The sequence below is a fragment of the Microbacterium sp. M3 genome (assembly GCF_033548675.1).
In the GTDB taxonomy this organism is placed as follows: Bacteria; Actinomycetota; Actinomycetes; order Actinomycetales; family Microbacteriaceae; genus Microbacterium; species Microbacterium arthrosphaerae.
This window is the reverse complement of record NZ_JAWTZT010000005.1, coordinates 66,140-90,649: the sequence shown is the minus strand read 5'-3', so window position 1 is coordinate 90,649 and position 24,510 is coordinate 66,140. Positions and strand designations below refer to the sequence as shown.

General features: G+C 71.3%; 26 protein-coding genes. 11 read left to right on the top strand and 15 right to left on the bottom strand.

Annotation, left to right across the window (positions count from 1 at the left end; all coding sequences use genetic code 11):
- Nucleotides 1-78: 78 nt before the first annotated feature.
- The gene (locus R8Z57_RS14955) at nt 79-693 is read right to left on the bottom strand and encodes a hypothetical protein (RefSeq protein WP_318354578.1); all 615 of its coding nucleotides are present in this window, start codon (nt 691-693) and stop codon (nt 79-81) included.
- A 193-nt stretch (nt 694-886) separates the two neighbouring features.
- Here R8Z57_RS14955 and R8Z57_RS14950 point away from each other — a divergent pair, with 193 nt between their 5' ends.
- On the top strand, nt 887-1,153 hold the full coding sequence (locus R8Z57_RS14950; RefSeq protein ID WP_318354577.1) for a hypothetical protein: 267 nt from the start codon (nt 887-889) through the stop codon (nt 1,151-1,153).
- Nucleotides 1,154-1,370: 217 nt separating this feature from the next.
- Here the strand turns inward: R8Z57_RS14950 and R8Z57_RS17435 are convergent, their stop codons facing one another.
- From R8Z57_RS17435 to R8Z57_RS14935, 3 genes are all read right to left on the bottom strand, one after another.
- Nucleotides 1,371-1,691 (bottom strand): hypothetical protein, encoded by a 321-nt coding sequence (locus tag R8Z57_RS17435; protein WP_378723083.1) that lies wholly within the window; start codon nt 1,689-1,691, stop codon nt 1,371-1,373.
- An 81-nt stretch (nt 1,692-1,772) separates the two neighbouring features.
- Nucleotides 1,773-2,243, bottom strand: a complete 471-nt coding sequence (locus tag R8Z57_RS14940) for a DUF6326 family protein (protein WP_318354576.1) — start codon at nt 2,241-2,243, stop codon at nt 1,773-1,775.
- A gap of 91 nt (nt 2,244-2,334) precedes the next feature.
- The gene (locus R8Z57_RS14935; RefSeq protein ID WP_318354575.1) at nt 2,335-3,375 is read right to left on the bottom strand and encodes an NAD(P)-dependent alcohol dehydrogenase; all 1,041 of its coding nucleotides are present in this window, start codon (nt 3,373-3,375) and stop codon (nt 2,335-2,337) included.
- Between the two features lie 114 nt (nt 3,376-3,489).
- Here R8Z57_RS14935 and R8Z57_RS14930 point away from each other — a divergent pair, with 114 nt between their 5' ends.
- Nucleotides 3,490-4,167: a TetR/AcrR family transcriptional regulator gene (locus R8Z57_RS14930; RefSeq protein ID WP_318354574.1), complete on the top strand. Its 678-nt coding sequence runs from the start codon at nt 3,490-3,492 to the stop codon at nt 4,165-4,167.
- Nucleotides 4,168-4,236: 69 nt separating this feature from the next.
- Here the strand turns inward: R8Z57_RS14930 and ppk2 are convergent, their stop codons facing one another.
- The 3 genes from ppk2 to R8Z57_RS14915 form a co-directional block, all read right to left on the bottom strand.
- Nucleotides 4,237-5,061 carry a polyphosphate kinase 2 gene (ppk2, locus tag R8Z57_RS14925; protein WP_318354573.1) on the bottom strand — a complete coding sequence of 275 codons (825 nt, stop codon included), beginning with the start codon at nt 5,059-5,061 and terminating at the stop codon, nt 4,237-4,239.
- Nucleotides 5,062-5,332: 271 nt separating this feature from the next.
- Entirely contained in the window at nt 5,333-6,442 is a 1,110-nt protein-coding gene (locus R8Z57_RS14920) for an ABC transporter permease (protein ID WP_318354572.1), read from the bottom strand.
- On the bottom strand, nt 6,439-7,323 hold the full coding sequence (locus tag R8Z57_RS14915) for an ABC transporter ATP-binding protein (RefSeq protein ID WP_318354571.1): 885 nt from the start codon (nt 7,321-7,323) through the stop codon (nt 6,439-6,441). The genes R8Z57_RS14920 and R8Z57_RS14915 overlap by 4 nt, the downstream gene beginning before the upstream one ends.
- A gap of 252 nt (nt 7,324-7,575) precedes the next feature.
- Between R8Z57_RS14915 and R8Z57_RS14910 the strand changes: the two genes are divergently transcribed.
- The gene (locus R8Z57_RS14910) at nt 7,576-8,145 is read left to right on the top strand and encodes an NADPH-dependent FMN reductase (protein ID WP_318354570.1); all 570 of its coding nucleotides are present in this window, start codon (nt 7,576-7,578) and stop codon (nt 8,143-8,145) included.
- A 195-nt stretch (nt 8,146-8,340) separates the two neighbouring features.
- Here the strand turns inward: R8Z57_RS14910 and R8Z57_RS14905 are convergent, their stop codons facing one another.
- Together R8Z57_RS14905 and R8Z57_RS14900 are read right to left on the bottom strand one after the other, a co-directional pair.
- Nucleotides 8,341-9,114 carry a response regulator transcription factor gene (locus R8Z57_RS14905; protein ID WP_318354569.1) on the bottom strand — a complete coding sequence of 258 codons (774 nt, stop codon included), beginning with the start codon at nt 9,112-9,114 and terminating at the stop codon, nt 8,341-8,343.
- Nucleotides 9,111-10,580, bottom strand: a complete 1,470-nt coding sequence (locus R8Z57_RS14900; RefSeq protein ID WP_318354568.1) for a sensor histidine kinase — start codon at nt 10,578-10,580, stop codon at nt 9,111-9,113. The genes R8Z57_RS14905 and R8Z57_RS14900 overlap by 4 nt, the downstream gene beginning before the upstream one ends.
- 126 nt (nt 10,581-10,706) lie before the next feature.
- Here R8Z57_RS14900 and R8Z57_RS14895 point away from each other — a divergent pair, with 126 nt between their 5' ends.
- The 4 genes from R8Z57_RS14895 (at nt 10,707) to R8Z57_RS14880 (ending at nt 13,466) form a co-directional block, all read left to right on the top strand.
- The gene (locus tag R8Z57_RS14895; protein WP_318354567.1) at nt 10,707-11,585 is read left to right on the top strand and encodes an oxygenase MpaB family protein; all 879 of its coding nucleotides are present in this window, start codon (nt 10,707-10,709) and stop codon (nt 11,583-11,585) included.
- Nucleotides 11,586-11,673: 88 nt separating this feature from the next.
- On the top strand, nt 11,674-12,111 hold the full coding sequence (locus R8Z57_RS14890) for a VOC family protein (RefSeq protein WP_318354566.1): 438 nt from the start codon (nt 11,674-11,676) through the stop codon (nt 12,109-12,111).
- The gene (locus R8Z57_RS14885) at nt 12,112-12,825 is read left to right on the top strand and encodes a helix-turn-helix domain-containing protein (protein WP_318354565.1); all 714 of its coding nucleotides are present in this window, start codon (nt 12,112-12,114) and stop codon (nt 12,823-12,825) included.
- A gap of 29 nt (nt 12,826-12,854) precedes the next feature.
- Nucleotides 12,855-13,466 carry a dihydrofolate reductase family protein gene (locus R8Z57_RS14880; protein ID WP_318354564.1) on the top strand — a complete coding sequence of 204 codons (612 nt, stop codon included), beginning with the start codon at nt 12,855-12,857 and terminating at the stop codon, nt 13,464-13,466.
- Between the two features lie 321 nt (nt 13,467-13,787).
- On the opposite strand, the gene R8Z57_RS14875 is transcribed toward R8Z57_RS14880, so the two are convergent.
- Together R8Z57_RS14875 and R8Z57_RS14870 are read right to left on the bottom strand one after the other, a co-directional pair.
- Nucleotides 13,788-14,747 (bottom strand): Ig-like domain-containing protein, encoded by a 960-nt coding sequence (locus R8Z57_RS14875; protein WP_318354563.1) that lies wholly within the window; start codon nt 14,745-14,747, stop codon nt 13,788-13,790.
- Nucleotides 14,744-15,835: a sigma-70 family RNA polymerase sigma factor gene (locus R8Z57_RS14870; protein ID WP_318354562.1), complete on the bottom strand. Its 1,092-nt coding sequence runs from the start codon at nt 15,833-15,835 to the stop codon at nt 14,744-14,746. The genes R8Z57_RS14875 and R8Z57_RS14870 overlap by 4 nt, the downstream gene beginning before the upstream one ends.
- Before the next feature lie 235 nt (nt 15,836-16,070).
- On the opposite strand from R8Z57_RS14870, the gene R8Z57_RS14865 reads away from it, so the two are divergent.
- The gene (locus tag R8Z57_RS14865) at nt 16,071-16,634 is read left to right on the top strand and encodes a hypothetical protein (RefSeq protein ID WP_318354561.1); all 564 of its coding nucleotides are present in this window, start codon (nt 16,071-16,073) and stop codon (nt 16,632-16,634) included.
- Between the two features lie 256 nt (nt 16,635-16,890).
- On the opposite strand, the gene R8Z57_RS14860 is transcribed toward R8Z57_RS14865, so the two are convergent.
- A complete protein-coding gene (locus tag R8Z57_RS14860) occupies nt 16,891-17,730 on the bottom strand; it encodes an exodeoxyribonuclease III (RefSeq protein ID WP_318354560.1) in 840 nt (279 codons plus the stop codon).
- A gap of 99 nt (nt 17,731-17,829) precedes the next feature.
- On the opposite strand from R8Z57_RS14860, the gene R8Z57_RS14855 reads away from it, so the two are divergent.
- Both R8Z57_RS14855 and pyrE read left to right on the top strand, forming a co-directional pair.
- The gene (locus R8Z57_RS14855; RefSeq protein WP_318354559.1) at nt 17,830-18,642 is read left to right on the top strand and encodes a trypsin-like serine protease; all 813 of its coding nucleotides are present in this window, start codon (nt 17,830-17,832) and stop codon (nt 18,640-18,642) included.
- A gap of 396 nt (nt 18,643-19,038) precedes the next feature.
- Complete coding sequence (gene pyrE, locus R8Z57_RS14850) at nt 19,039-19,617, top strand: orotate phosphoribosyltransferase (RefSeq protein WP_318354558.1); 579 nt, start codon at nt 19,039-19,041, stop codon at nt 19,615-19,617.
- Nucleotides 19,618-20,207: 590 nt separating this feature from the next.
- Here the strand turns inward: pyrE and R8Z57_RS14845 are convergent.
- Both R8Z57_RS14845 and R8Z57_RS14840 read right to left on the bottom strand, forming a co-directional pair.
- Nucleotides 20,208-20,780 (bottom strand): YdeI/OmpD-associated family protein, encoded by a 573-nt coding sequence (locus tag R8Z57_RS14845; RefSeq protein WP_318354557.1) that lies wholly within the window; start codon nt 20,778-20,780, stop codon nt 20,208-20,210.
- Between the two features lie 430 nt (nt 20,781-21,210).
- Nucleotides 21,211-22,020, bottom strand: a complete 810-nt coding sequence (locus R8Z57_RS14840; RefSeq protein WP_318354556.1) for an HAD-IIA family hydrolase — start codon at nt 22,018-22,020, stop codon at nt 21,211-21,213.
- A 40-nt stretch (nt 22,021-22,060) separates the two neighbouring features.
- Between R8Z57_RS14840 and R8Z57_RS14835 the strand changes: the two genes are divergently transcribed.
- Nucleotides 22,061-23,023, top strand: coding sequence for an SDR family NAD(P)-dependent oxidoreductase (locus R8Z57_RS14835; RefSeq protein WP_318354555.1), 963 nt, complete (start codon nt 22,061-22,063; stop codon nt 23,021-23,023).
- Between the two features lie 828 nt (nt 23,024-23,851).
- Here R8Z57_RS14835 and R8Z57_RS14830 read toward each other — a convergent pair.
- Nucleotides 23,852-24,505, bottom strand: coding sequence for a metal-dependent transcriptional regulator (locus R8Z57_RS14830; protein WP_318354554.1), 654 nt, complete (start codon nt 24,503-24,505; stop codon nt 23,852-23,854).
- Nucleotides 24,506-24,510 lie beyond the last annotated feature (5 nt).

Sequence of the window (24,510 nt, the reverse complement as noted above, 5' to 3'; positions counted from 1 at the left end):
GCATTGGCGTCGGGGGTGACCAGCAGCTGCGAGCGTTCGCGGCTACTCACGACCGACTGCCGTTGCGCCCGACGCCTGCTATGGCTGCGATTGTTCGGCCCGTTCCAGTACGCGAGCAGCCTTCCAGTCGGGTTCGAGGTCTCTTGGCACGCCGAGTTGTTCGAGGTAGTCAGCAAGCATCGCGCTTGTGAACCGGCTCGCCTTGAGTCGGCGACGGTACGCGCACTGGTCTTCGAAATCGTAGGGTTCGCCGCTTGTCTCGAACACCCACCTTCCGCCGTCGTTCGCGGCGGCGATCGAGCGCTCCAGCTTGAAGACGTCGCTGCTGCGCGGGGTGTGTACGTCGAGCATTCTGGCCGGGTAGAGCGCAGTGTCTTCGATCGATACAGCCCTAATAGCTCGGCACTCAAGCGTCTCCGCTGCACGGCCAGGCAGGAGGCCGACGTCAGTCCCGAGTGGCGTGTTGTTCAGCAGGAGCGTCCAACGCCCACACGGAATCAGGGCTTCCCTCGAAAACGCCGCCTGGGGGATGAGTGCATGGAACGCGTCGGACGCGGATTCCCAGGTCGGAGGTCGAAGCCGCCAGCCTCGCCCATATTGAATCAGGAGCCATTGCGCGAGCAGCTCCGCGGACACCTCGAAGAACCCGACTTGCTCCGTCGTCGAGCCGGCGACATCAGAAGGAAACCTCACGAAACACCCCCTCATGAAACGGCCCCGAATCGCCACGCCGAACTCGCGTACGCCAGGCCGTCTGCCCACCCTTGGAAGTTACGCAAAGCCGGCCCGCAACTGATCCTGTGCCGATCATCGCCATGATCGTATAGGGCGGCCTCGGAGTGGGGCCCGTGAATGAGCGCGATCGAGCCATTCGAGACAACGGACTGTGCCGACAATCGATCCGGGGACGATCCTGCCGAATCTGATCTTCGGAGGCCTAGCGCTCGCGGTCGGCATTCCGATCGTGATCAATCGCAAATCCCTCTTCCTCGCCACAGTTCGAAACCTCGGGGCGATGAATCGTGAGTCGAGCAAAGCGGTGTCGAAGATGTCCTCACCGTTCTGGCTCGGCGCCGCTGGCGTCGCCTTCATCGTGATCGGACTGGTCATGTTCGCTGGCGCCGTGTTTGGCATGGTGCAAATCGCCGCGTAGAGGACCGCTTCGACCGCACGGTCGCCGGTCCTCCAGCGCACGCCTCAGATCGAGCGCCGCCTTCGTCCCACCGGGCTCCGCGGCAGTGCCCGTTTGCCCCGCCCGGTGAATTCGCGCGCTCAGCCACCCCAACTGGCACCCGCCCATTCAGCGGCACAAATGCGAATGCCTCGACCCCGCACGCGTGCGCCGGGTCGAGGCATCCGTCATCCGTCGCTCAGCGGCCGATCGCCTCCGAGAGCTTCACGCGGCCGCCCTTGCGCAGTAGCGAGTTCTGATAGATGCGCGCGGCGACGAGGATCGCGACGACGCAGGTCGCCATGAGGATGACCAGCGAGAGCAGCGGCTCCCACCACTCGTGCACCGCCTCAAGCGTCCAGAAGTACGCGCGGTAGTGGAAGACCCACGTCCACCACGGCAGCCCGAACTCCGTCGCCGGGAACGGCAGGAGGACCAGCGCCCACAGTCCTCCGAGGCCAGCGACGACCGCGCGCCGGGGTCGCGATCGGTCGGCGAACGTCAGACGGCTTTCCCCCATGCGCTGACTGCACCATCCCTACGGCGGCGGCGCCAGTGCTGTGCGCGGACGCCGCGGCCTCAGCGCCGGCAGCGCGCTCTGTCACTGTCGGATCGAGGCCCTCGCCGAACCGGCCGAAACCGCGGCGGCTCGAGGCCACGCCCAGGCGGAGCGCAGGATGAAGCCGAGGAGCAGCACCTCGATGCCGATCGAGATGCCGTAGAAGGCGGCCCACTCCCAGCTCGCCCCCGCGGCGTTAAAGATCGAGTAGGGGATGAGCAGCGTCGCGACGACGAGGTTCGTGACGCGATTCGCGCGTGGGGGAAGCGTCATCGACAGCACCACCATCACTGCGGGGAGCGACACCGAGACCAGGAAGACCGTCAGCAGCGTCGAGCTGATGTCGAATCTCCATACCAGGCCGTTCAGGATGCCGTCGACGACGCCGGGCTTGTAGAAGTTGAGGATGTCGACGTAGACGTAGAGGAACATGAAGGTGGTCCACGCGGCGGCGAGCTTCATCTGCACGGGGATCGTCGCGTTGTCGAGCGGGCGAGTGGTTGTCGAGGTCATCGGTTTCTCTTTCTCGAGGAGTGGTGCCGGCGCCGGGGCAGCGGTCGGCGGGGTGTGCATGGGGACGGGGGTCGTTCTCGGCGGGCTGATCTCAGATGGTGACGACGACCTTCCCGCGGGCGTGGCCCGCACCGACGTAGCGGAGGGCGTCCGCTGCGTCGTCGAGTGCGTAGGTGCGGTCGATGGCAGGAGTGACCTGCCCGGTCGCGATGAGCTCGGCCAGGGTGAGCAGGTCGTGGTGCTTTCCGACCGAGGTGAAGGGCCTCAGCCGCTGACGGGTGAACGCCGACAAGACGCGGGTCTTCGCGATGCGGCCGAGGGGCCCGAGCCAGCGGCCACCGCGTCCGCTGTTGGGGATGAGGACGCCGGTGGGCGCCAGTGCGCGGCGCACATCCTCCAGCGGCTGGGCCTCCACGCTGTCGAGGATGACGTCGTAGCGCTTTCCGCCGCGGGTGAAGTCGGTCGCGGTGCCGTCGACGACGTGGTCGGCGCCGAGCGACCGGACCAGGTCGATGTTGCGGGTGCGGCACACGCCGGTCACCTCGGCGCCGATCGCCTTGGCGATCTGCACGGCGAAGGAGCCCACGCCGCCCGATGCACCCGTGATCAGCACCGTCTGGCCGGGGCGGACGTGCGCGATGTCGCGCAGGGCCTGCAGCGCCGTCATCGCCGAGGTGGGCACCGCCGCCGCCGCGACGGCCGACAGGCCGGCAGGCGTGGGAGCGACATTGTCGGCCGGGGCGCACACATACTCGGCGAGTGACCCGGTGGTGCTCCAGCCGAACACCTCGTCGCCCGGGCGAAGTGCGGTGACATCGTCTCCCACCTCGGTCACCACGCCGGCGAAGTCCCTGCCGGGGATGCCATGGCGCGGTCGTCGCAGGCCGTAGACCAGGCGCACGAGGTAGGGCTCACCGGTCATGACGAAGCAGTCGCCGGGATGCACCGACGCCGCCGCCACCCGCACGAGCACCTCGCCGCGAGCGGGGGCCGGTCGCTTCACCACGACCGACTCGAGCACGTCGGGTGGGCCGTAACGGCGCTGGACGACAGCCCGCATCGTCACCGCCCCGCTCGATTGTGGTTGCGGAGCCGCGGCGGCTGCGGCATCCGACTGTTCTTCGATTCTCATGGCAGGTCTCCTCATGGGCCGTGAGACGAGCGGTTCGTACACCGTACGTCGTACGGTGTACTATGACCGTACGCTGTACGATTGTCAAGCCGTTCGAGCGAGCGAGGGAGACCGGTGTCTGCGAACAAACAACGATCGGCCATGCCTGATGCGGGGCTGAGCAAACAGCGGGTCGTGGCGGAGGCGATCCGGCTCGCCGACCGCGAGGGGGTCGCCGGGCTGAGCATGCGCCGCCTGGCGGGCACCCTCGGCGCCGGGGCGATGTCGCTCTACCACTACGTGGCGAGCAAGGAGGAGCTGCTCGACGCGATGATCGACGCGGTCTTCGACGAGATCGAGCTGCCGGCCGAAGGGACCGACTGGCAGTCCGCCTTGCGACAGCGGGCGGTGTCGGTGCGCGAGGCTCTTGCCCGCCACCCGTGGGCGAACGGTCTGATGGAGTCGCGGACCTCGCCGGGTCCGGCGAACCTCCGCCATCACGAAGCGGTCACGGCCTGCCTCCGGCGAGCCGGCTTCTCGGCCCTGATGTCGACGCACGCGAACTGGCTTCTCGACAGCTATGTGTACGGCTTCGCCCTCCAGGCGGCCGGCCTGCCCTTCGACACCGCCGCTGAGCTGGCGGAGGTGACCGAGGACGTCTACCTGCCTCAGCTTCCTGTCGACGAGTTCCCGTACCTCAACGAGTCAGCCGCGGCGCTCATCGCTGCCGGTTTCGATCCGGCCGAGGAGTTCCTCTTCGGCCTGGACCTCGTGCTGGCAGCGCTCGAACCGCTGCGGACCACTTCCGCGTAGGCAGGCGTGCAGGCGCCGCGTGGCGGGCGCGGGTGCACGATTCTTGGCGGCGTACGGGCGGTTCGGTGGCTACTTGCCGAGGTCTGCGGCGATGTCGGGAACGTAGCGGAACTGCTCGATGGGTGGTCGCTCGTAGTCGTCCGCCTTGGGGCGGTCGGGAATCTCGATCTCGGGCCGGTCGAGGTGGTGGTACGGGATGGTGTCGAGGAGGTGGCTGATCGCGTTCAGGCGCGCGCTGCGCTTGTCGTCGCTCTCGACGACCCACCACGGCGAACCCGGTGTGTCGGTGGCGGCGAACATCGCGTCCTTCGCGCGGGAGTAGTCCTCCCACCGGCGAATGGACTCCAGGTCGGTCGGCGACAGCTTCCAAAGCTTCATCGGGTCTTCGCGCCGTGCGACGAAGCGGGCCTGCTGCTCGTCGTCCGAGACAGAGAACCAGTACTTGATCAGCACGATGCCGTCTTCGATGAGCTGCTGCTCGAGGATCGGCACCTGCCGGAGGAACCGCTGGTACTGCTCGTCCGTGCAGTACCCCATCACCCGCTCGACGCCGGCGCGGTTGTACCAGGACCGGTCCATCAGCACGATCTCGCCCTTGGTCGGCAGATGCTCGATGTACCGCTGGAAGTACCACTGGCCGCGCTCGCGCTTGGATGGCTTGGGGAGCGCGACCACGCGCGTATGCCGGGGATTGAGGTACTCGGTCACCCGCTTGATCACGCCGCCCTTGCCGGCGGCGTCGCGGCCTTCGAAGATCACGACGACGCGCGCACCCGATTTCGCCACCCAGCGCTGCATCTCGACCAGCTCGATCTGAAGACGCTTCAGCTCCGTCTTGTACAGCCCCTTGGGTACCTGTCGCACCGACGTCTTCGCACTGCTCTTCTTCGCCATTGCTCCCCCTGTGTCCGACCGGGCGTCATCACTGCGCCTTCCGCCGCCGCATATCCTCCCGGCCTGGTGTGCACCTCTGCCAGGTCTTGCGCCGCGCGGCGGGTTGAGGCTACGCGGTCGGCCGGTGAGAACGCCTCCTGCTTCGAGGCTCTTCTCGCAGACGCCGCTCCGGGGGCGTGGCCTGGTTGCCCGACGCTCTCCTGCCACCTCCCAGAACACGAAAACCTCGACCCGGCGCATGCGCGCCGGGTCGAGGCATCCGTCATCCGTGTCAGCCGGCGAGCGCCTCCGAGAGCTTCACTCGGCCGCCCATGCGCAGCAGCGAGTTCTGGTAGATGCGCGCGGCGACGAGGATCGCGACGACGCAGGTCGCCATGAGGATCACCAGCGACAGCAGCGGCTCCCACCACTGCGCCTCGCCGAGGAAGATGCGCATCGGCATGCCGACCGGCGCCGAGAAGGGCACGTACGACATGATCGCGAGCACCAGTGGGTTGTCGTTGAAGAAGATCACGAGGAAGTACGGCGCCATGATCAGCATTGTGATCGGCATGGTGGTCGAGCCGATGTCTTCCTGACGCGAGACCATCGACGCGGCCGCCGCGAAGAGCGACGCGAGCAGGATGAAGCCGAACAGGAAGAAGATCGCGAACCACGCGATCGGCGCGCCGAGCCCCTGCAGCAGCGCGGTCTGATCGGTGACCGTCAGGCCGATGATCGCGATCGCGGCCAGGATGAGGATCTGCCCCACGGCAAGGATCGTGTTGCCGATCACCTTGCCCGCCAGCAGCGACCGCACCGGGATCGCCGAGATCAGCAGTTCGACGACGCGCGTCTGCTTCTCTTCGACGACGCTCTGGGCGATCGTGCCGCCGAAGAGCGACGCGGCGAGCAGGAACACGACGCCGAAACCGACCGCGGCGATGTAGCCGAGCGCGGCGTTGCCCTGGTCGGGGTTCAGCAGCTCGACCGGCGGCACCTGCGCGAGCTGCAGCATCAGCTGCGTGGGCGCCGACGAATCGGCGACGATCGCGAACCCGAGCGGCGAGTCGGCATCGCCGACGACGGCCGCATCGACGGCGCCGTCGGCGACGAGTGCCTCGGCGGCGGCGCGGTCGTCGACGTCGGTGACCTCGAGGCCTTGCGCGGAGGCGACGTACTGCTGCGCGTCGGCGGTGACCGCCACCGGCGTGCCGCTGTTGTTGGCCGCCTGCAGCCCTCCCCAGATCACGAGCGCGAGCGCACCGAGAAAGAGGATCGCCGTCGAGATGACGAACGCCTTGCTGCGCAGCTTCGAGCCGATCTCACGCTCGGCGACCAGCCAGATGGCCTGCGCGGCGCCGAGGGTGTGGCCCCCGGCGGGAGTGGCGGTGGTGCTCACTGGATGACCTCCTTGAAGATCTGGGCGAGGGACGGATGCTGCGGCGCGAAGCTTGCGACATCCCCTTGCGCGACGGCCCGGCGCAGCACGCGCTGGGCGGTCTCGTCGCTGTCGGCGTCGAAGACCGCGAAGCCGCCGTCGAAGTCGAGGACCTCGACGCCCGGCTCGGACCGGAGCCAGCCGGCGTCTCCTGCCGAGACCAGCTCGAAGCGGCGCGTCGAGTGCTCGGCGCGCAGCGCATCGCGAGGGCCGGCCGCACGGATCGTGCCGCCCGCGATGATCACGAGGTCGTCGCACAGCCGCTCGACGACATCGAGCTGGTGCGACGAGAACAGCACCGCGGTGCCGTCGGCGGCGCGCTGCTGCAGCACGCCCGCGACGACGTCGACCGCGAGCGGGTCGAGGCCTGAGAACGGCTCGTCGAGGATGAGCACCTGCGGGTCGTGAACGAGCGCCGCGGCGATCTGCGCGCGCTGCTGGTTGCCGAGCGAGAGCGTCTCGACGTTGTCGTCGAGCCGCTCACCGAGCCCCAGCTGCTCGAGCAGCGCACGGGCGCGGGTCGTGGCATCCGTCTTCGAGAATCCATGCAGCCGCGCGAGGTACACGATGTGCTCGAGCACCTTCATCTTCGGGTACAGCCCCCGCTCCTCGGGCATGTAGCCGAAACGGCGGCGATCGGATGCCGTCACCTCTGTGCCGTCGAGCGTCACGGTGCCCGCGTCGCCGGCCAGGACGCCCAGCACGATCCGCATGGTCGTGGTCTTGCCGGCGCCGTTGCCGCCGACGAAGCCGGTGAGCCGGCCCGGTCGCACGTCGAACGACACGTCGTCGAGCACGCGGCGACCGCCGTAGCTCTTGCTGATACCGCGCAGCTGCAGCATCCTGTCTCCTCTCGGGCCCGGGTGCCGGGCCGCTGTCGGGTATCGATCCCGTCGAGATCGACGCTACGGCGACGACCGGCGGCCGGCCTCCCCCCGGCGGGGGATTCGGCGGGATCAGCCGCGCGGGGGAGCGGGGTCATACTTCGTCACATTCCATGCTTCGGAATAGATCGAGGATGCATGCACTTGCATGGGGGTGGAACGTCCACGGTGGATCCCTCACCGGGGACCGCCCTGTCTGAAAGAGCAACCATGACCGACCGGACCATCGGCTACATCGTCGGCAGCATCTCGTCGACCTCGATCAACCGTCGCCTCGCCAAGGCGCTCGAGCGTCTCGCGCCCGAGGGCACCACGCTCGTCGAGATCCCCATCGCGGACCTCCCCTTCTACTCGCCCGACCACGACGCCGACTTCCCGCAGGTCGCGCGCGACTTCAAGCAGGCGATCGACGACGTCGACGGCGTGATCATCGTGACGCCCGAGTACAGCCGCTCGATCCCGGGCGTGCTCAAGAACGCCCTCGACTGGTCGGCCCGCCCGTGGGGTCAGGGCTCGTTCAACGGCAAGCCCACCGCCGTCATCGGCACCTCGCAGGGCGGCATCGCGACCGCCGCCGCGCAGCAGCACCTCAAGGCGATCCTCAGCCACTACAACGCCCCGACGCTCGGCCAGCCCGAGGGCTATGTGCAGACGACGCCGGGCCTCTTCGCCGACAACGGCGAGGTCACCAACGACCAGACCGCCGAGTTCCTCGTCGGCTACCTCGAGGCCTTCGGCGCGCTCGTCGACCGCTACGCCGCGGTTCCCGTCGCCGCCTGACCCCCGTCTCCGGATACGCCCCGGGCTCGTCGCTCCGCGCCGGGCCCGGGGCGTTTCGTCTCGCGGATGCCTCGACCCGGCCTGATGCGCCGGGTGCGGGGCGTTTCGTCTCGCTTCGCTCGCTCAACGACCGGTGGCTTGGGTCTCGGTCGTTGAGAGAGGGAGCGCCAGCGCCCGAGACGAAACGGTTCGAGCTCAGGCCAGGCCGTGGCGGTGGGCGTAGACGACGGCGGCGACGCGGTCGCGGGCGCCGAGCTTCTGCAGCACGTTCGAGACGTGCGTCTTCACCGTCGCTTCGCCGATGTAGAGCCGCTGGGCGATCTCGGCGTTGCTCATCGCCTGCGCGACCAGCTGCAGCACCTCGGTCTCGCGCTCGGTGAGCTCCACCGCAGGGCTCCCGGCCGCGGCATCCATCCCCACCACTTCCGCCGAGAGTACAGCTGGTCGCCGAGAGGTAGGGAACGCCCCAACATCTCGTCCACCCGCTGTACTCTCGCGGTCAGGAAGCGGTGCGCCTGGCTGGGCCTTGGCGCCCGGCGTCGAGGCGAAGCGGGCGATCACGCGGCGCGTGACCTCGGGCGCGAGCAGCGCGTCGCCCGCGGCCGCCACGCGCACGGCGTTGATGAGTTCCTCGGGGCCGGCGTTCTTCAGCAGGAACCCGCTCGCCCCGGCCGCCAGAGCGTCGAAGAGGTAGTCGTCGCGGTCGAACGTCGTCACCACGACGACGGCGGCCTCGACGTCGGGATCGAGGGCGATCCGCCGCGTCGCCTCGAGGCCGTCCATGTCGGGCATCTGCACGTCCATGCAGATCACGTCGGGACGGAGATCGGATGCCGCGGCCACCGCCTCGGTGCCGGTCGAGGCCTCGCCGACCACGGCGATGTCACCCGCCGACTCGAGGATCATCCGGAAGCCCGCTCGCATCACGGCATGGTCGTCCGCCAGCAGGACGCGCACCGGCCCGCTCATGCCTCCACCTCCGCGTCGGCGGTCGCACCGACCGGTGCACCGGCGCCCTCACCCGCACCGACCGGTGCACCGCCCTCACCCGCACCGGCGCCCTCACCCGCACCGGAGCCCTCACCGGCACCGGCGCCCTCGCCCGCACCGGCGCCCTCGCCCGCACCGGCGCCGGCCGCAGCACGGACCTCGGATCGAGCCGGCGCACCCGCGGCGCCCGCCGGCAGCGGCACCCGCAGCCGCACCAGGAACCCGCCCCGTGCTCGCGGGCCGGTCTCGAGCTCCCCGCCCGACGCCGTCGCGCGCTCGCGCATCCCGACGAGGCCCAACCCGGGCCGCATCGGCGCGGCCACGGAGCGGCCGCTGTTCACGACCTCGAGCTCGACCGCGTCGGCGTCGTAGCGAAGGCGGACGTCGGCCGCGGCATCCGGTCCCCCATGGCGCCTCGCGTTCGTGAGCGCCTCCTGCGCGACGCGATAGATGTTCACCTGCGCGAGCTCGGGCAGGTCCACCGGCTCGCCGACGACGGCGAGCGTGGTCGGCAGGCCGTTGTCGTTGGCGTGGGCGACGAGGTCGGCGAGTCCGGAGAGATGCACCGTCGACCCGCCCTCGGCGTCCGCGCCCGAGGTGCGCAGCGTCTCGAGCAGCTGGCGCAGCTCGACCAGCGCCGAGCGAGCGGATGCCTCGACCCCGAGCAGTGCGGTGCGCGCGGCATCCGCATCCCGCTCCAGCACCGCGCGGGCGGCGCCCGCCTGCACGCCCATCGCCGAGACGTGGTGCGCGACGACGTCGTGCAGCTCGCGCGCGATGCGCACCCGGTCGAGGGCGACCGCCTGTGCCGCGGTGACCTCGCGCTCGCGCTCGAGCTCGCGGGTGCGCTCCTCGAGCACGCCGCGCTCCATCGCCGCCGCGTAGGCCCGATCGCCCATGTAGTAGGCGCCGCCGAAGAACCCGGCGTTGATGAGCAGCTGGATCAGCATCATGGCCGCGAAGGGCGAGAACAGCCCGGCGCGCGAGAGCGTCTCGTCGGAGGGGTCGATCGCCGCCTGGAACATGTTGACGATCAGCCAGATGAACATGCCGACGATGACGCCGACGCGCACCCACAGGGCGCGACGCCGGTCGTCGACCCAGGCGCCCACCGTGTACATCGCGATGAACATCGCGATGTTGCTCACGTACAGGTCGGGGATGCGCAGCGTCACGCCGACGAAGAAGACCACCGCGACGGCGACGACCACGACCTCGGGGAACCGGCGCCGCACGGCCAGCGGGGCGGTGAGGCCGAGGCTGTACAGCAGCGCCCACTGCATGCCCTCGGTCGCATCGGCCCCGTAGATGCCGGCGACCGACCCCAGCGCCGAGCTCAGCACGGCGGCGAGGAAGAGGGCGGCGGCGAGCCAGATGTCGTTGCGCAGATCCCGCGCGGTCGGCGCGGGGCGGCGCGCCGGATGCGGGCTCGGGAGGTCGGGCATCTCTCCACGCTACGGGGGACCGGCGGTGCGCGGCATCCCCCGCGAGACGGAGACGACGGGCTGCGCCATGGGGCGGCCACGAGTAAGTTAGCCATCATTCACCGCCGTGGCGAGAGGGGGGAACCCGTGCACGATCGCAGCTCCGCACTCGACCCCGAGACCCACTTCGTCGAGATCTACCGGCGCCTCGGCACCTACGACTTCCCGTGGGACCTCAATCAGGCGCTGAGCTTCGCGCTCTTCCGCACCTACGCCGTGCCCTCGATCGGCCGCCTGCTCGACGAGACCGGCGAGTTCGCGCGGGCGACCCAGAAGCGGTACGACGACACGTCGCTGCTCCTCGAGGTTCCGCTGCTCGACGGCTTCGACAGTCCGCGCGGACGAGCCGCGATCCGCCGCATCAACCAGATGCACCGCATGTACGACATCTCGAACGACGACATGCGATACGTGCTTTCGACGTTCGTCGTGGTGCCCGCCCGCTGGGTGCACGCGTTCGGGTGGCGGCCGCTGACACCCGACGAGCTGCTCGCCTCGGTGCGGTACTACCAGACCCTGGGCCGCCACATGGGCATCAAGGACATCCCCGCGACCTACGCCGGTTTCGCCGAGCTGATGGACGCCTATGAGCGCGAGCACTTCGCGTACGACCCGGCCTCGGCGCGCGTCGCGGACCGGACGCTCGCGCTGCTCATCTCGTTCTACCCCCGGTTCCTCGCGCCGGTGATCGAGGTGTTCAGCCGCTCGCTCATGGACCCGCCGCTGCTGCGGGCCTTCGGCTATCGCGAGCCGGGCCGTGTCGCGCGGCGCCTCTCGGCCGGCGCGCTCCGGCTGAGAGCACGGGCGGTCGCGGTGCTGCCGAAGCGACGCACGCCGCTGTACGTCCACGATCTGCCGCGGATCCGCAGCTACCCGGACGGCTTCGACATCGAGCGGATGGGCACCTTCGCCCCCGGCTGCCCCGTGCCGCACGGGAAGCCCGGGGACGCGGCATCCGTCGATTGAATCACTTGCTATTGACAAGCAAGCTTGTTTTTTGCAACCATGGCGTCGGTGGCCGGGCAGCCACCCCGAATCGACCAGGAGCAGAGCAATGACGCACATCTTCATCAACATCCCGGTGAGCGACCTCGAGCGGGCCAAGGCCTTCTACACGGGGCTCGGCGCCGGGATCAACCCACAGTTCACCGACGAGAACGCGGCCTGCATCGTGTGGGACGACAACGTGTACTTCATGGTGCTGACGAAGGAGTACTACTCCACGTTCACCGACAAGCAGATCACCGACCCGCGCACCCAGTCGCAGGTGCTCATCGCCCTCAGCCGCGAGTCGCGCGACGACGTCGACAAGATCATCGAGGCCGGCATCGCGAACGGCGGCACCGAGCCGACCGAGGCCAAGGACTACGGCTTCATGTACAGCCGCGACCTCGAAGACCCCGACGGCAACGGCGTCGAGTTCTTCTTCATGGAGCCCCGCGCGGCAGAGCAGGGCACCGAGGCCTACATGGCGGAGCAGGCGCAGGCGTAAGTGGCGTCCCGCAGCTACGGGCAGTACTGCGGCGTCACGACGGCCGTCGAGCTGATCGGCGAGCGGTGGGCGCTTCTCATCGTGCGCGATCTGCTCGTCGGCCCCCGTCGCTACACCGACCTCAAGCAGGGGCTGCCCAAGATCCCCACCAACATCCTGTCCACCCGGCTGAAAGAGCTGCAGGAGGGCGGCGTCGTGCGCCGCGTGCCGCTGCTGCACTGCGGGCTCGTGTACGAGCTGACGCCGTACGGCCGCGAGCTCGAGCCGATCGTGCTCGCGCTCGGCCGGTGGGGCTTCGCGCAGATGGGTGAGCCGGGCGAGGGCGACGTGGTGACGGCGGACTCGCTGACGATGGCGCTGCGCACGGCTTTCCGAGCGGATGCCGCGGCCACGCTGCGGCCGGCCGACTACGAGGTGCACGTGGCCGACGTCGTGCTGCGGGTGCAGGTCGACGGGGATGCGCTGCGCATCGCGCAGGTGGAGCCGGCCGGACGCCCGGTGGACCCGAAGCTCGGCACCCAGGCCTCGACCGCCGGGGACCCGGGGATCGTGTTCGCCGCGGGCCCCGGCATCCGTCGTCTCATCTCGGGCGAGCTCTCGCCCGCCGAGGCGATCGACCGGGAGGTGGTGGCGGTCGTGGCGGGAGACGAGACTCTGCTGGAGCGGTTCGCCCAGACCTTCGCGATCGACCCGGGCGCTGCGCTCGTCGCCTGAGCCGGGCGCCCGGACGAAAGGACACGACAATGACCGGTCGCATCTTCATCGACCTGTTCACCACTCTCGACGGCGTCGCGCAGGCGCCCGGAGGCCCCGACGAAGACCCGTCGGGCGGGTTTCCGTACGGGGGCTGGCAGGCGCCCTTTCCCGACGAGGCGATCGGCGCGGCGGTCTGGCAGGGCATCTCCGAGCTCGATGCGCTGCTGCTCGGGCGCCGCACCTACGACATCTTCGCCGCCTACTGGCCCCACCAGGACGGCCGCATCGCCGAGGTCTTCAACCGCGTGCCGAAGTACGTCGTCTCGCGGGGCGACCTCGCTCCCGGCTGGGAGGGCACGACCCGGCTGGGCGCCGACGTCGATGCGGAGGTCGGCGCGCTGCGCGAACGGCACGACGACATCCACGTCATCGGCAGCGTCGACCTCGTGCAGACCCTGCTGCGCGAGCGGCTGTTCGACGTGCTGACGCTGTGGGTGTACCCCGTGGTGCTCGGCCAGGGCAAGAAGGTGTTCCCCGACGGGGCGACGCCGGCGAACATGACGCTGCTCGAGCCGGCCCTGACCGGGCCCCGCGGCGTCGTGCAGCTGCGCTACGGCCCCGCCGACGGCACCCCCGCGACCGGCACCGTCGAGGAGTGAAGGACGAGCGGATGCCGCGGCCCCGGGCTGGGGGTGTGTTCGGCGCTCTGCGGGTGGGTGGTGCGGGTGGTGCGGCGACCGGCCGCGGTGCCCGGGCGCCGTACGCGGCTCCTGACCCCGGTCGTTGAGCGAGGGAGCGCAGCGACCGAGACGAAACGCGTCGGGCTTGAGGTCTGCGCCGGGCTTGGGCGTTTCGTCTCGCGGAGCGGTTGCTGAGTAGCGACGAAGGAGCGTATCGAAGGGCGCTCAACCACCGGAGGCCCGGCTTGATCGGCCGGGCCGAGACGAGCGGGGGTGAGGCGGGGTCGTGCGCCGGCCGGGTCAGCGGGGGAGCGCGCGGATGGTGACGAAGGAGACTCGGCCCTCGCGGCCCGAAGCCGGGTCGACGCAGCGGATGCCGATGACGTGGTCGCCGGGCGCCATGTCGTACACGACCCGCTGCAGCGGCTGCCCGGTGAGGGTGTGGAGGTTGCCGGTCCAGGCGCCGTCGACCGAGACCGCGACCGTCTGCCCGCGCTGACCGCTGAGGAGGAGATACAGGTCGTCGTCGCGGCCGTCGAAGTCGGCGTCCTGGAGGGGCGCGTCGAGCGATCCGGTCGCGCCGGTGACGGTCGGCGTCGGGAGCACGAACGGACCGACCGCCGCGCTCGGTTCGGACGCGCGCAGCCCGGCGGCGGTCTGCACGGCGCGCACGGTCATGCCGGCGTGCAGCAGGTCGCCGGGGATCGTCGCCGAGAACCGGCCGTCGGCGTCGGCGGTCGTCGTCGCGAGCGTGGTGCCGGCTTCGTCCAGGAGCGACACGGCCGCACCCGCCACGCCGGTGCCTGCGAGAGGCGCCGGGACGGCTGCGCCGAGGTCGGCCGGGTCGGCCAGCACCGGCGTCGCGGTCTGCGCGGGCGGTGGCGGAGTCGGAGTCGGGGTCGGCGTCGGCTCGGGGGTCGGCGTCGGTTTCGGGCCCGGCGTCGGCGTGGGAGCAGGGGTCGGGGCCGGGCCGGGAGCCGGGGTCGGCGCGGTACCTGGTCGGGGCGCGGGCAGGGTGTCCGGGGCCGCGAGCGGCTCGCGGACTCCGTCCGGCGCGGGTCCCGTCGACGGCGCGTCGGCGATCACGGGGTCGGTCGCCGCGTCGGCGGGCTCGGCCTCGGGGGCGTCTGCGGTGTCGGTGGCGTCGGCCGCGGCATCCTGCCCCGCCGGAGCATGCGCGGCCGTCGCAGTGCCGTCTGCCGGCGCAGACCAGGGCGCGACCGCGAACACGACCGCGCCGGCGACGACGGCGGCCGTCACGCCGATCCCCACCGCGATCCCCGTGACGGGGAGGACAGTGGTGCCGGCGCCCCCCGCGCCGGCACCTCCGCCCGAGGCGCCCCATGCGCCTGCTCCCCCGGAGCCGGACGCCCCGCCACCCCCGGTGGGCGGTCCGGCGACCACCGCTGCCACGGCCGGGGTGGCATCGGTGACATNCCCCCCCCCCCCCCCCCACCTCCGCCCGAGGCGCCCCATGCGCCTGCTCCCCCGGAGCCGGACGCCCCGCCACCCCCGGTGGGCGGTCCGGCGACCACCGCTGCCACGGCCGGGGTGGCATCGGTGACATAGGCGAGGGCCCCAGCCCCGCCGAGAACAAGGGGCAGAAGCACCATCCGGAGCTTCTGCGAGACGTGCTCGATGTCGGCGGCCACGATGCGGCACGCCTGACAGTCGCGCAGGTGCGCGTCGAGGCGGCGCCGATCGCCGCGGCGCACCGGCTTCTTCTCGCTCGCCACGAGCAGCTCGCACACCCAGCGGCACTCGGCCGGTCGCGCCGGGTCGCTGATGTGCGCCTGCAGCCACGCCTGCTTGAAGCCCTCGCGCGCCCGGTAGACGAGAGCCGACACCGCGTTGGGGGTCATGCCGAGCAGCGGCGCGACCTCGCGGGGCTTCATCCCCTCGACCTCGATGTACCAGAGCAGCGTCCGCCAGCGCGCGGGAAGCTCGCGGAACGCCTGCGCGAGCACCGACCGGTCGGCGACGAGCTCGGCGAACTCGGCGGCCGAGTCGGCGGCGCGCTCGTCGAGGTCGTCGAGCGGCGTCTCGGCGGCGCGGCGGCCCCAGGAGGCGGCCACGTTGCGCACGGCGGCGAAGAGGTAGGGGCGGAACCCGTCCTGGGGTCCGCCGCCCTTGCGGATCGCGGAGAGGATCGAGGTGAACGCCTCCGACACGATGTCGTCCGGGTCGACGTTCGGGCTCACCGCCCGAGCCGCGTTGCGGGCGCTCGCGACGTGTCGCTCCCACAGCACCGCGTACGCGGCGTCGTCCCCCGCGCGCGCAGCGGCGACGAGATCCTCGTCGGAGCGCGGCAGCGGGCCGTCGACGACGGCGCTGTGGGGGGTGGTCACGTTGTCTCCTCGCCGGACGGCGCTTCGGGGGGTCGGGCGGCGCGGCAGATCCGCGCCAGGCTAGCGATGCGTGCTGGGAAACCCCTGGTGAGGGCTCCGGTCCGGCACGCAGAACGGGGGGTTCACGATGCAAGACGCCGGCGAATCGGAATCATGACGCGGAGGCCGAGGATTTTTCCGGGTTCGTCCGAGCGGCGCGTGGGGACGCCCCGCCGACGACGATAGCGTGCCGCTCGTGAGCGAGTCCGTTCCCGCTTCCGACCCGCGTCGGCGGTCGCTGCCGCTGGGCGTCGTGATGGTCGGCATGGTCGCCGTCTCGTGGTGGCCCGCCTTCACCCTGGGCGCGTGGGGCGAGATCTTCTTCGACGACGTCCTTGCGCTCTGGGCCGCGTCGACCGCGGCCTTCGTCTTCGTGCTCGTCGAGCGTCGCCCCGTCGGTGGCCGACTCGCACGCGCCTTCGTCCTGCTGCTGCCGTCGGTGTGGCTGGTGCTGCAGTTCGTCACCGCCGACGAGACGACCGACATCGGGGCGTTGATCGTCGACCTCGCCGCGCTCGCGGCGGTGCTGCTCGGCATCCCGTTCACGCTCTGGGTGCTGGTGGGCGTGGTCTGGCCCGATCTGGCCACCAGCACACGCGCGCGCACGAAGTGGCTGGTCGCCCTGGTGGTGCTCGGCATCGCGATCGCCTCGTTCGTGCTCGGGCTCAACCAGCAGCTCTTCCTCACCTGCGAGGACTTCGCCATCAGCGGCAACTCCGAGCCGCCCGGCTGCGTCCACGACTCCACGCCCGCCGGCTGACCGGAGCTTCGGACTGTTCGGGATGCCGGCGCCAGGTGCCTGCGCCCGCAGATTGACCGGAGCTCCGGACTGCGCGGGATGCCGGCGCCCTGCGCCTGCGCCCGCAGCCCGTGCGGCGGTCGCCCGTGCGGTCGGCGCCCGCGCGGTCGGCGCCCGTGCGGCGGTCGCCCGCGCGGTCGGCGCCCATGAGGTGGTGGCAGCGGTGCGGCCGCGAGGGGTGCGGCGCCGCGCCGGCGCCGCGACCGAGCAGTCGGCGTCAGAAGATCATCGGGCGATCGTCGTCGTCCGGGCCCTCGAGGTCGAGGTCGACCACGACCGGGACGTGGTCGCTCGGAGCCTCGCCCTTGCGCTCGTCGCGGTGGATCTTCGCGCCGGTGACCGCTTCTGCGACGGCGTGCGAGCCGAGGATGAAGTCGATGCGCATGCCCTCGTTGCGGGGGAACTTCAGGCGCTTGTAGTCCCAGTAGGTGTAGCCGGTCGGGATCAGCGGCCGCACGACGTCCTGCGTGCCGGCAGCCTCCAGCGCCGCGAACGCCTCGCGCTCCGGCGGCGACACGTGGGTCGAGAACCCCGGGACGACGACGGGGTCGCCGTTGTCGGCATCCGTCGGCGCGATGTTGAAGTCGCCGACCAGCGCGAGCGGCAGGTCGGGGTTCGCAGCGAGCGAGGCGCGCGTGTACTGCTCGAGCGCGGCGAGCCAGTCCAGCTTGTAGAAGTAGTGCGGGTCGCCGAGCGACCGGCCGTTGGGAACGTAGAGGCTCCACACCTCGACCCCGCCGATGGTCGCGCCGATCGCGCGCGCCTCCTGCGGGGCATCCGGTCCGTTGTGTCCCTTCTCGAAACCGGGCATGCCGGGGAACGCGGTGCGCACGTTCTCGAGGGGCTCGCGGCTGGCGATGGCGACGCCGTTCCACTGCGAGAACCCGTACGCCTCGACGTGGTAGCCGGCCGCTTCGAACCGGTCGAACGGGAACTGCTCGGTCTTGCACTTGATCTCCTGCATCGCGAGCACGTCGATGTGCTCGCGCACCGCGAAGTCGACGATGCGGTCGACCCGCGCGCGGATCGAGTTGACGTTCCAGGTGGCCAAGCGCATGGGCTCCAGCCTATTCGGGGCCGCCGACGCGCATCCTCACCCTTGTCGGGGTCGGACGCCGATGGCATGCTCGTCCGCAACCCAGGGAAGGGGTATGGCATGCGCACACCCGCGCTCGCTCTCGCCGCCACCGCGGCGGCACTGCTGTTCCTGTCCACCGCATCGCCCGCACAGGCCATCACCGACGGAGCCCTCGACGGCGAGGGCCACCCCAACGTCGGAATCATGGTCGCCTACATCGACGGTGAGCCCCAGTGGCGGTGCAGCGGCACGCTCATCTCGTCCACGCTCTACCTGACGGCGGGGCACTGCACCTACGGTGCCGACGACGTCGAGATCTGGTTCCAGAGCGACCTCGAGGCCGACGACGACCTCTACGGCTACCCCGAGATCGACATGGGGCAGGTGGGCGGCACGCCGTTCGTGCACCCGGAGTACGACGACGCTGCGTTCTACCTGCACGACCTCGGCATGGTCGTGCTCGACGAGCCGGTGATCGTCGACGAGTACGGCGCGCTGCCGACCGTGAACCAGCTGGATGCGTACGCGAAGAGCACCAAGAAGGATGCCTGGTTCACGGCGGTGGGCTACGGCCTGCAGAAGAGCTTCCCCGACGCGGCGTCCTGGAAGGACCAGGCCCTGCGCACCCGGATGGTCGCGACTCCGAAGCTGACCCAGATCAACGGCGGTCTCGCCGGCGACTACTCGCTGCTGCTGTCGAACAACACCCACACGGGCGGCACCTGCTCGGGCGACTCGGGCGGCCCCAACTTCATCGGCGACTCGAACGTCATCGCCGGCGCCACCTCGTACGGCCTGAACAGCGCGTGCGGCGGCACGGGCGGCGTCTACCGCATCGACCGCGCCGACGACCTCGACTGGATCTACGCGGAGTTCGGCGCGCAGCTCTGATCCTGCTCTGAGCTGTTCTTGCGGAGCCGGGGCGATTCGCCCCGGCTCCGTGGGGTTGCTGCCGCCGGCGCGCGGGCCGGGCTGCCCAGTACGTCGCTGTGGGGCGGGACCGGCTGCTCGACCCGGGCGGTCCCGGCGCCGCCGGTGCGCGCGGCGCCCGGGGTGCCCGGCGTCCCGGCGCGGGTCGCTCCCCCCCGCGCGGCGAGCTGCTCGAGCCCGCCGCCCGTCGCTCCGCAGTGGGACCGGCTGCTCCACCTCGCCGCTCCGAGCTCCGTGCGCTCGGCGTGGCGCAGCGGGGTGGCGGTCACTCTGAGCTCCGTGCGCTCGGCGTGGCGCAGGGGGTGGCGGTCACTCCGAGCTCCGTGCGCTCGCCGCGGCTTCCGTAAGATCGACCCCATGACCGCCGCCTCCACGCCCGACCTCGAAGCCGACCGCCAGTACCTGATCGCGCTGATCCAGGACGAGGCGGTCTTCCATGGGGACTTCACCCTCTCCAGCGGCAAGAAGGCGACGTACTACGTCGACATGCGCAAGCTCACGCTCGACCACCGTGCCGCGCCGTCGATCGGTCGCATCATGCTCGACCTCATCCGCGACGTCGACGGCATCGTCGCCGTCGGCGGGCTCACGCTCGGCGCCGACCCCATCGCGAACGCCGTCATGCACGAGTCCGCGCGCACCCACAAGCCGCTCGACGCGTTCGTCGTGCGCAAGGAGCCCAAGGACCACGGCCGCGGCCGCCAGGTGGAGGGAGCGGATGTCGCGGGCAAGCGTGTCGTCGTCGTCGAAGACACCTCGACCACCGGCCAGTCGGCACTGAAGGCGGTCGAGGCGCTGCGCCGCGAGGGCGCCGAGCCCGTCGCGGTCGCCGTCATCGTGGACCGCAAGACCGGCGCCCAGGCGGCCGTCGAGGCCGAGGGTTTGCAGTGGCTCGCAGCGATCGACCTCGACGACCTCGGCCTCGACCCGCAGTAGCCCCTTTCGCCACAAGGTCGGAGATCCCGCGGGGGTCGGGGTGATCTGGCCGCGTGGGTCCGAGCCTGTGGCGATCTCCGACCTTGTGGCGAGTTCGTCGTGCGGAGCGAGTCGGGATGCCGTCGCCACAACGTCGGAGATCGCGCCTCGGTCGGGGCGATCAGGCCGGGAGGGTCCGAGCCTGTGGTGATCTCCGACCTGGTGGTGAGCTGAGCCGATGGCGGGCTGCTTTCTCCACAACGTCGGAGATCGCGCGTGTGTCGGGGTGATTCAACCGTATGGGTCCGAGCCTGTGGTGATCTCCGACCTGGTGGTGAGCCGGCCGGTGGAACGCATCGCCACGATGTCGGAGATCGCGCCTAGGTCGGGCTGATCCGGCGCCGCGCGTCCGAGGGCGTGGTGATCTCCGACGTTGTGGCGGCGCGCCGCGCCGCGCCTGCGCCGGCAACGGCGGTCGCTCGCAACGGTGCGCGCCCGTCAGTCGTCGCGCTTGTCGCGGCGGCGCCACCACTGCCAGATGATGACCGTGAGCGTGCCGAGGCCGATCACGAAGCTCGTCAGCAGGAGCAGCGTCTGCTCGGTCTCGGAGATCACGGGCGCTTCCCTTCCGCGGCGTCGGCGACGAGCTTCGCGATGCGCGCGGCCCGCGTCTCTGGCCGTCGCGCCATGTCGACGGTGCTGATGCCAAGCTTGCGGGTCGACGGCGGGAACCCATCCCACGCCGCGCGTGCGGCCGGCGTGGCGTCGAGCGCCGCCGCGAAGTCATCGGGTTCGCGCAGCGCCTCGGCGTTGTCGAGCACCGACCACGACCCGTTCTCCTTCGCCAGCTCGATGGCACGGATGCCGGCCTCGGCGAGCAGACCCTCGGCCTCGAGTCGTGCCACCCGGGCCTTATTGGTCGCAGCCCATCCGCTCGAGGGCCGACGCGGCGCGAACCACAGTCCACCGCGCTGCTCGTCGAACGAGCGCACCGGCCCGTCGATCCATCCGAAGCAGAGGGCCTGCAGGATCGCATCCTCGTAGCCGACGAACTCGAGCCCCGAACCCGGTCGCGCCCGCACCAGCCATGCGCCCTTCGAGGTGCGATGGTTGTCGGCCAGCCACGCGCGCCAGGCCGCGGCATCCGTCACTTCCACGCGTTCCCCGTCGTCGAGCGCACCCATGGACGCGACCCTACCGGGTGCGTCCGACGCCGCGGTGGCCGTGCCCAGGCGAGGGGATGTGCCGGGGCGAGGGGCGCCCGGGCCGTTGGGCCCCTCGTTTCGGCTCGCGCCCTCGTCTCGGCACTCGCACGTGCCGCGGTGACGGATGCCTCGGGCCGAGGCATCCGTCCGCTCCTTAGCAGCCCGGGGCCACGACCTGCCTCCCTGCACGGCTTCCGGCCCCGGCGAAGCCGCCCACCCCCGTGCGTCGAGGCCCTGGCGGCGCGTGCCCGGCCGAGGGGATGTGCCGGGGCGAGGGGTGCCCGGGCCGTTGGGCTCCTCGTTTCGGCCCGCGCCCTCGTCTCGGCCCGCCTCGACCGGGAACAGGCCCGGACCGGGAACAGGCCCGGCACCGAAACGGACGAGGGCGGAGCGGCGCGGATGCCGGCGGCTAGAGGATCTCGACGTCCTCGGACTCGACGGGCTCGGCGTCGAGGAGGTCGGCGACCGACTCGAGCACCTCGTCGGGGCGGAACGGGTAGCGGGCGATCTCTGCGGCGTCGCTGATGCCCGTGAGCACGAGCACCGTGTGCAGGCCCGCCTCGATGCCGGCGACGACGTCGGTGTCCATGCGGTCGCCGATCATGCCGGTGTTCTCGGAGTGCGCGCCGAGTCGGTTCATCGCAGAGCGGAACATCATCGGGTTCGGTTTGCCTACGACGTAGGGCTCCATGCCGGTGGCCTTCGTGATGAGCGCCGAGATGGCGCCGGTCGCCGGCAGCACGCCCTCGGTGGACGGGCCGGTCGCGTCGGGGTTGGTCGCGATGAAGCGTGCGCCGGCGCCGATGAACCGGATCGCCTTGGTGATCGCCTCGAACGAGTAGTTTCGGGTCTCGCCCACGACGACGTAGTCGGGGTCGGTCTCGGTCATGATGAAGCCGGCCTCGTGGAGGGCCGTGGTCAGGCCGGCCTCGCCGATCACGAATGCCGAGCCGCCGGGCATCTGCGACTTGAGGAAGTCGGCCGTGGCGAGCGCCGACGTCCAGATCGACTCCTCCGGCACGATCAGGCCCGACGCGCGCAGCCGCGCCGACAGATCGCGCGGCGTGAAGATCGAGTTGTTGGTGAGCACGAGGAAGGGCACGCCCTGATCCCGCCACTGCTGCAGCAGCGCGGACGCGCCCGGGATCGGCGTGTTCTCGTGCACCAGCACGCCGTCCATGTCGGTGAGCCAGCATTCGATGTCGGAGCGCGTGCGCATGCGTCCAGACTAGGTGCGGGGCAGGCGTAGGGTCGAAGCCGTGACGTGGGACCCCCGCAGCCTTCCCGACCTGAGCGGTCGGGTCTACCTCGTGACGGGCTCGAACGCCGGTCTCGGGTACTTCGCGTCTGAGCAGCTGGTTCGTGCGGGGGCGCGCGTGATCATGTCGGCGCGGCATCCGAATCGGCTGTCGGCGGCGCGTGCCGCCATTCGGCGGAGGATTCCGGATGCCGCCACCGACGCGACCGAGCCGCTCATCCTCGATACCTCGAACCTCGGATCGGTCCGCTCGGCGGCGGCCAGCGTGCGGGGGCGGGGCGCCCTCGACGGCGTCCTGCTGAACGCCGGGATCGTGCACGCGCCGAAGGTGCGCGAGACGACGATCGACGGGCACGAGGTCGTGTTCGCCACCAACGCGCTCGGCCACTTCGCGCTCGCCGGCGAGCTGCTCACCGCGCTCGCCGCCGCGGAGGGCCGCATGGTGTGGGTGGGGAGCATGTCGGCCTCGCTCACACCGTACGACCCGGTCGATCCGCAGCTGGCCGAGGGGTATTCGGCGTGGCGTGCGTACGTGCAGTCGAAGATCGCCACCGCCGCGCTCGGCTTCGAGGCCGACCGGCGCCTGCGCGAGGCGGAGGTGCCGGTCGCGAGCGTCGTCGCACACCCCGGCTATTCGACCGGAGGCCGCACGCCGGGCATCGCCGGCGTCAATGAGCCGTCGCGCGCGAAGCGGTTCCGCGACAATCTGCAGGCGGCGATCGCGCAGTCCAAGGAGCACGGCGCATGGCCGCTGGTGCGCGCGCTGACCGATCCCGACATCGAGGGCGGCGAGTTCTGGGGCCCGCGCACCGGCTCGAGGGGCGCGCCGCGCCGCCAGACCGCCGCCAAGATCACGCGCGATCCCGTGGTCGGCGCCCGCCTGTGGGATGTCGCGGAGGCGGCCACCAATGTGCACTGGCCGATCGACGTCGCCGCGCGCGGCGCGGGCCGCTCCGCAGCCTGACCGCCGGCGTCATGCGGTGAGCCGCACGGCGCGGCCGGCCGTGCCGGGCTCGTCTGCGAAGGACCCGGTCGGTCGCCCGACACGCCGGGCCGGGCGGGCCTCTGTCGAGTCGCCAAGACACGCCGTCGCGCCCCACGACCGTTCGGCGTGTCTTGGCGAGTGGCGGGGTGAGCGGGACCGGCCGGACGGGCTGGCCAGCTCGCGAGCCAGCCCGCCGAGGCGCCCGGTCGGGGGAGGCCGGCGACCGCCCCACTGCCCCGCTGGGCCGGGCGGGCCTCTGTCGAGTCGCCAAGACACGCCGTCGCGCCCCACGACCGTTCGGCGTGTCTTGGCGAGTGGCGGGGTGAGCGGGACCGGCCGGACGGGCTGGCCAGCTCGCGAGCCAGCCCGCCGAGGCGCCCGGTCGGGGGAGGCCGGCGACCGCCCCACTGCCCCGCTGGGCCGGGCGGGCCTCTGTCGAGTCGCCAAGACACGCCGTCGCACCCCACGACCGTACGGCGTGTCTTGGCGAGTGGCGGGGTGAGCGGGACCGGCCGGACGGGCTGGCCAGCTCGCGAGCCAGCCCGCCGAGGCGCCCGGTCGGGGGAGGCCGGCGACCGCCCCACTGCCCCGCTGGGCCGGGCGGGCCTCTGTCGAGTCGCCAAGACACGCCGTCGCACCCCACGACCGTACGGCGTGTCTTGGCGAGTGGCGGGGTGAGCGGGGGTGGGCCGGGCTGGACGGGGCGCGCCGGGCTGGCCGGGGTGGGTCGGACGGGGCCGGAGGTTGGCGCGCCCGGGGCGGGCCGGAGCGCCGGCGTCGGGACGCAGCGCCGCCCGGGCGGCGAGGTCAGGCGGTGAGCCAGACGGCGCCGGCGGCAGCGCCGGGCAGCACGACCTCGGGGCCGTCCGTGCCGTCACCCGGCAGCAGACGCAGGGATGCGGCATCCGTCACCGTCACCGTCGCCCCGACCGCCACGCCGGCGATCTCGACGGCGCGGAGCAGCTCGGGGTCGCGGTCGCTCACCCGCAGCACGCGGCCGACGTGACCCGGGGAAGCAGCGCCCAGCAGCACGAAGGGCTCGCGGTGGACGCGGCCCGCGGCATCCGGGATGGCATCGCCGTGCGGGTCGAAGCGCGGCCGCCCGAGCCGCTCGTCGATGCCCTCGAGCAGCCGGTCGCTGATGGCGTGCTCGAGCACCTCGGCCTCGTCGTGCACCTCGTCCCACGCGTAGCCGAACTCGCCGACCAGCCAGGTCTCGATCAGCCGGTGACGCCGGATGATCGCCGCGGCGCGCAGCTCGCCGGCCTCGGTGAGGCCGATCGGGCCGTACGGCCGATGCGTCACGAGGCCCTGGGCGGCGAGCTTCTGCACCATCTCGGTGACGCTCGACGGCGCCAGGCCCAGCTCGCCGGCCAGCTGCGACGGCGTGATGCGCTCGTCCTGCCACTCGGTGTGGTGGTAGATCGTCTTCAGGTAGTCGTCGATCGCGGCGGAGGGCACCGCTC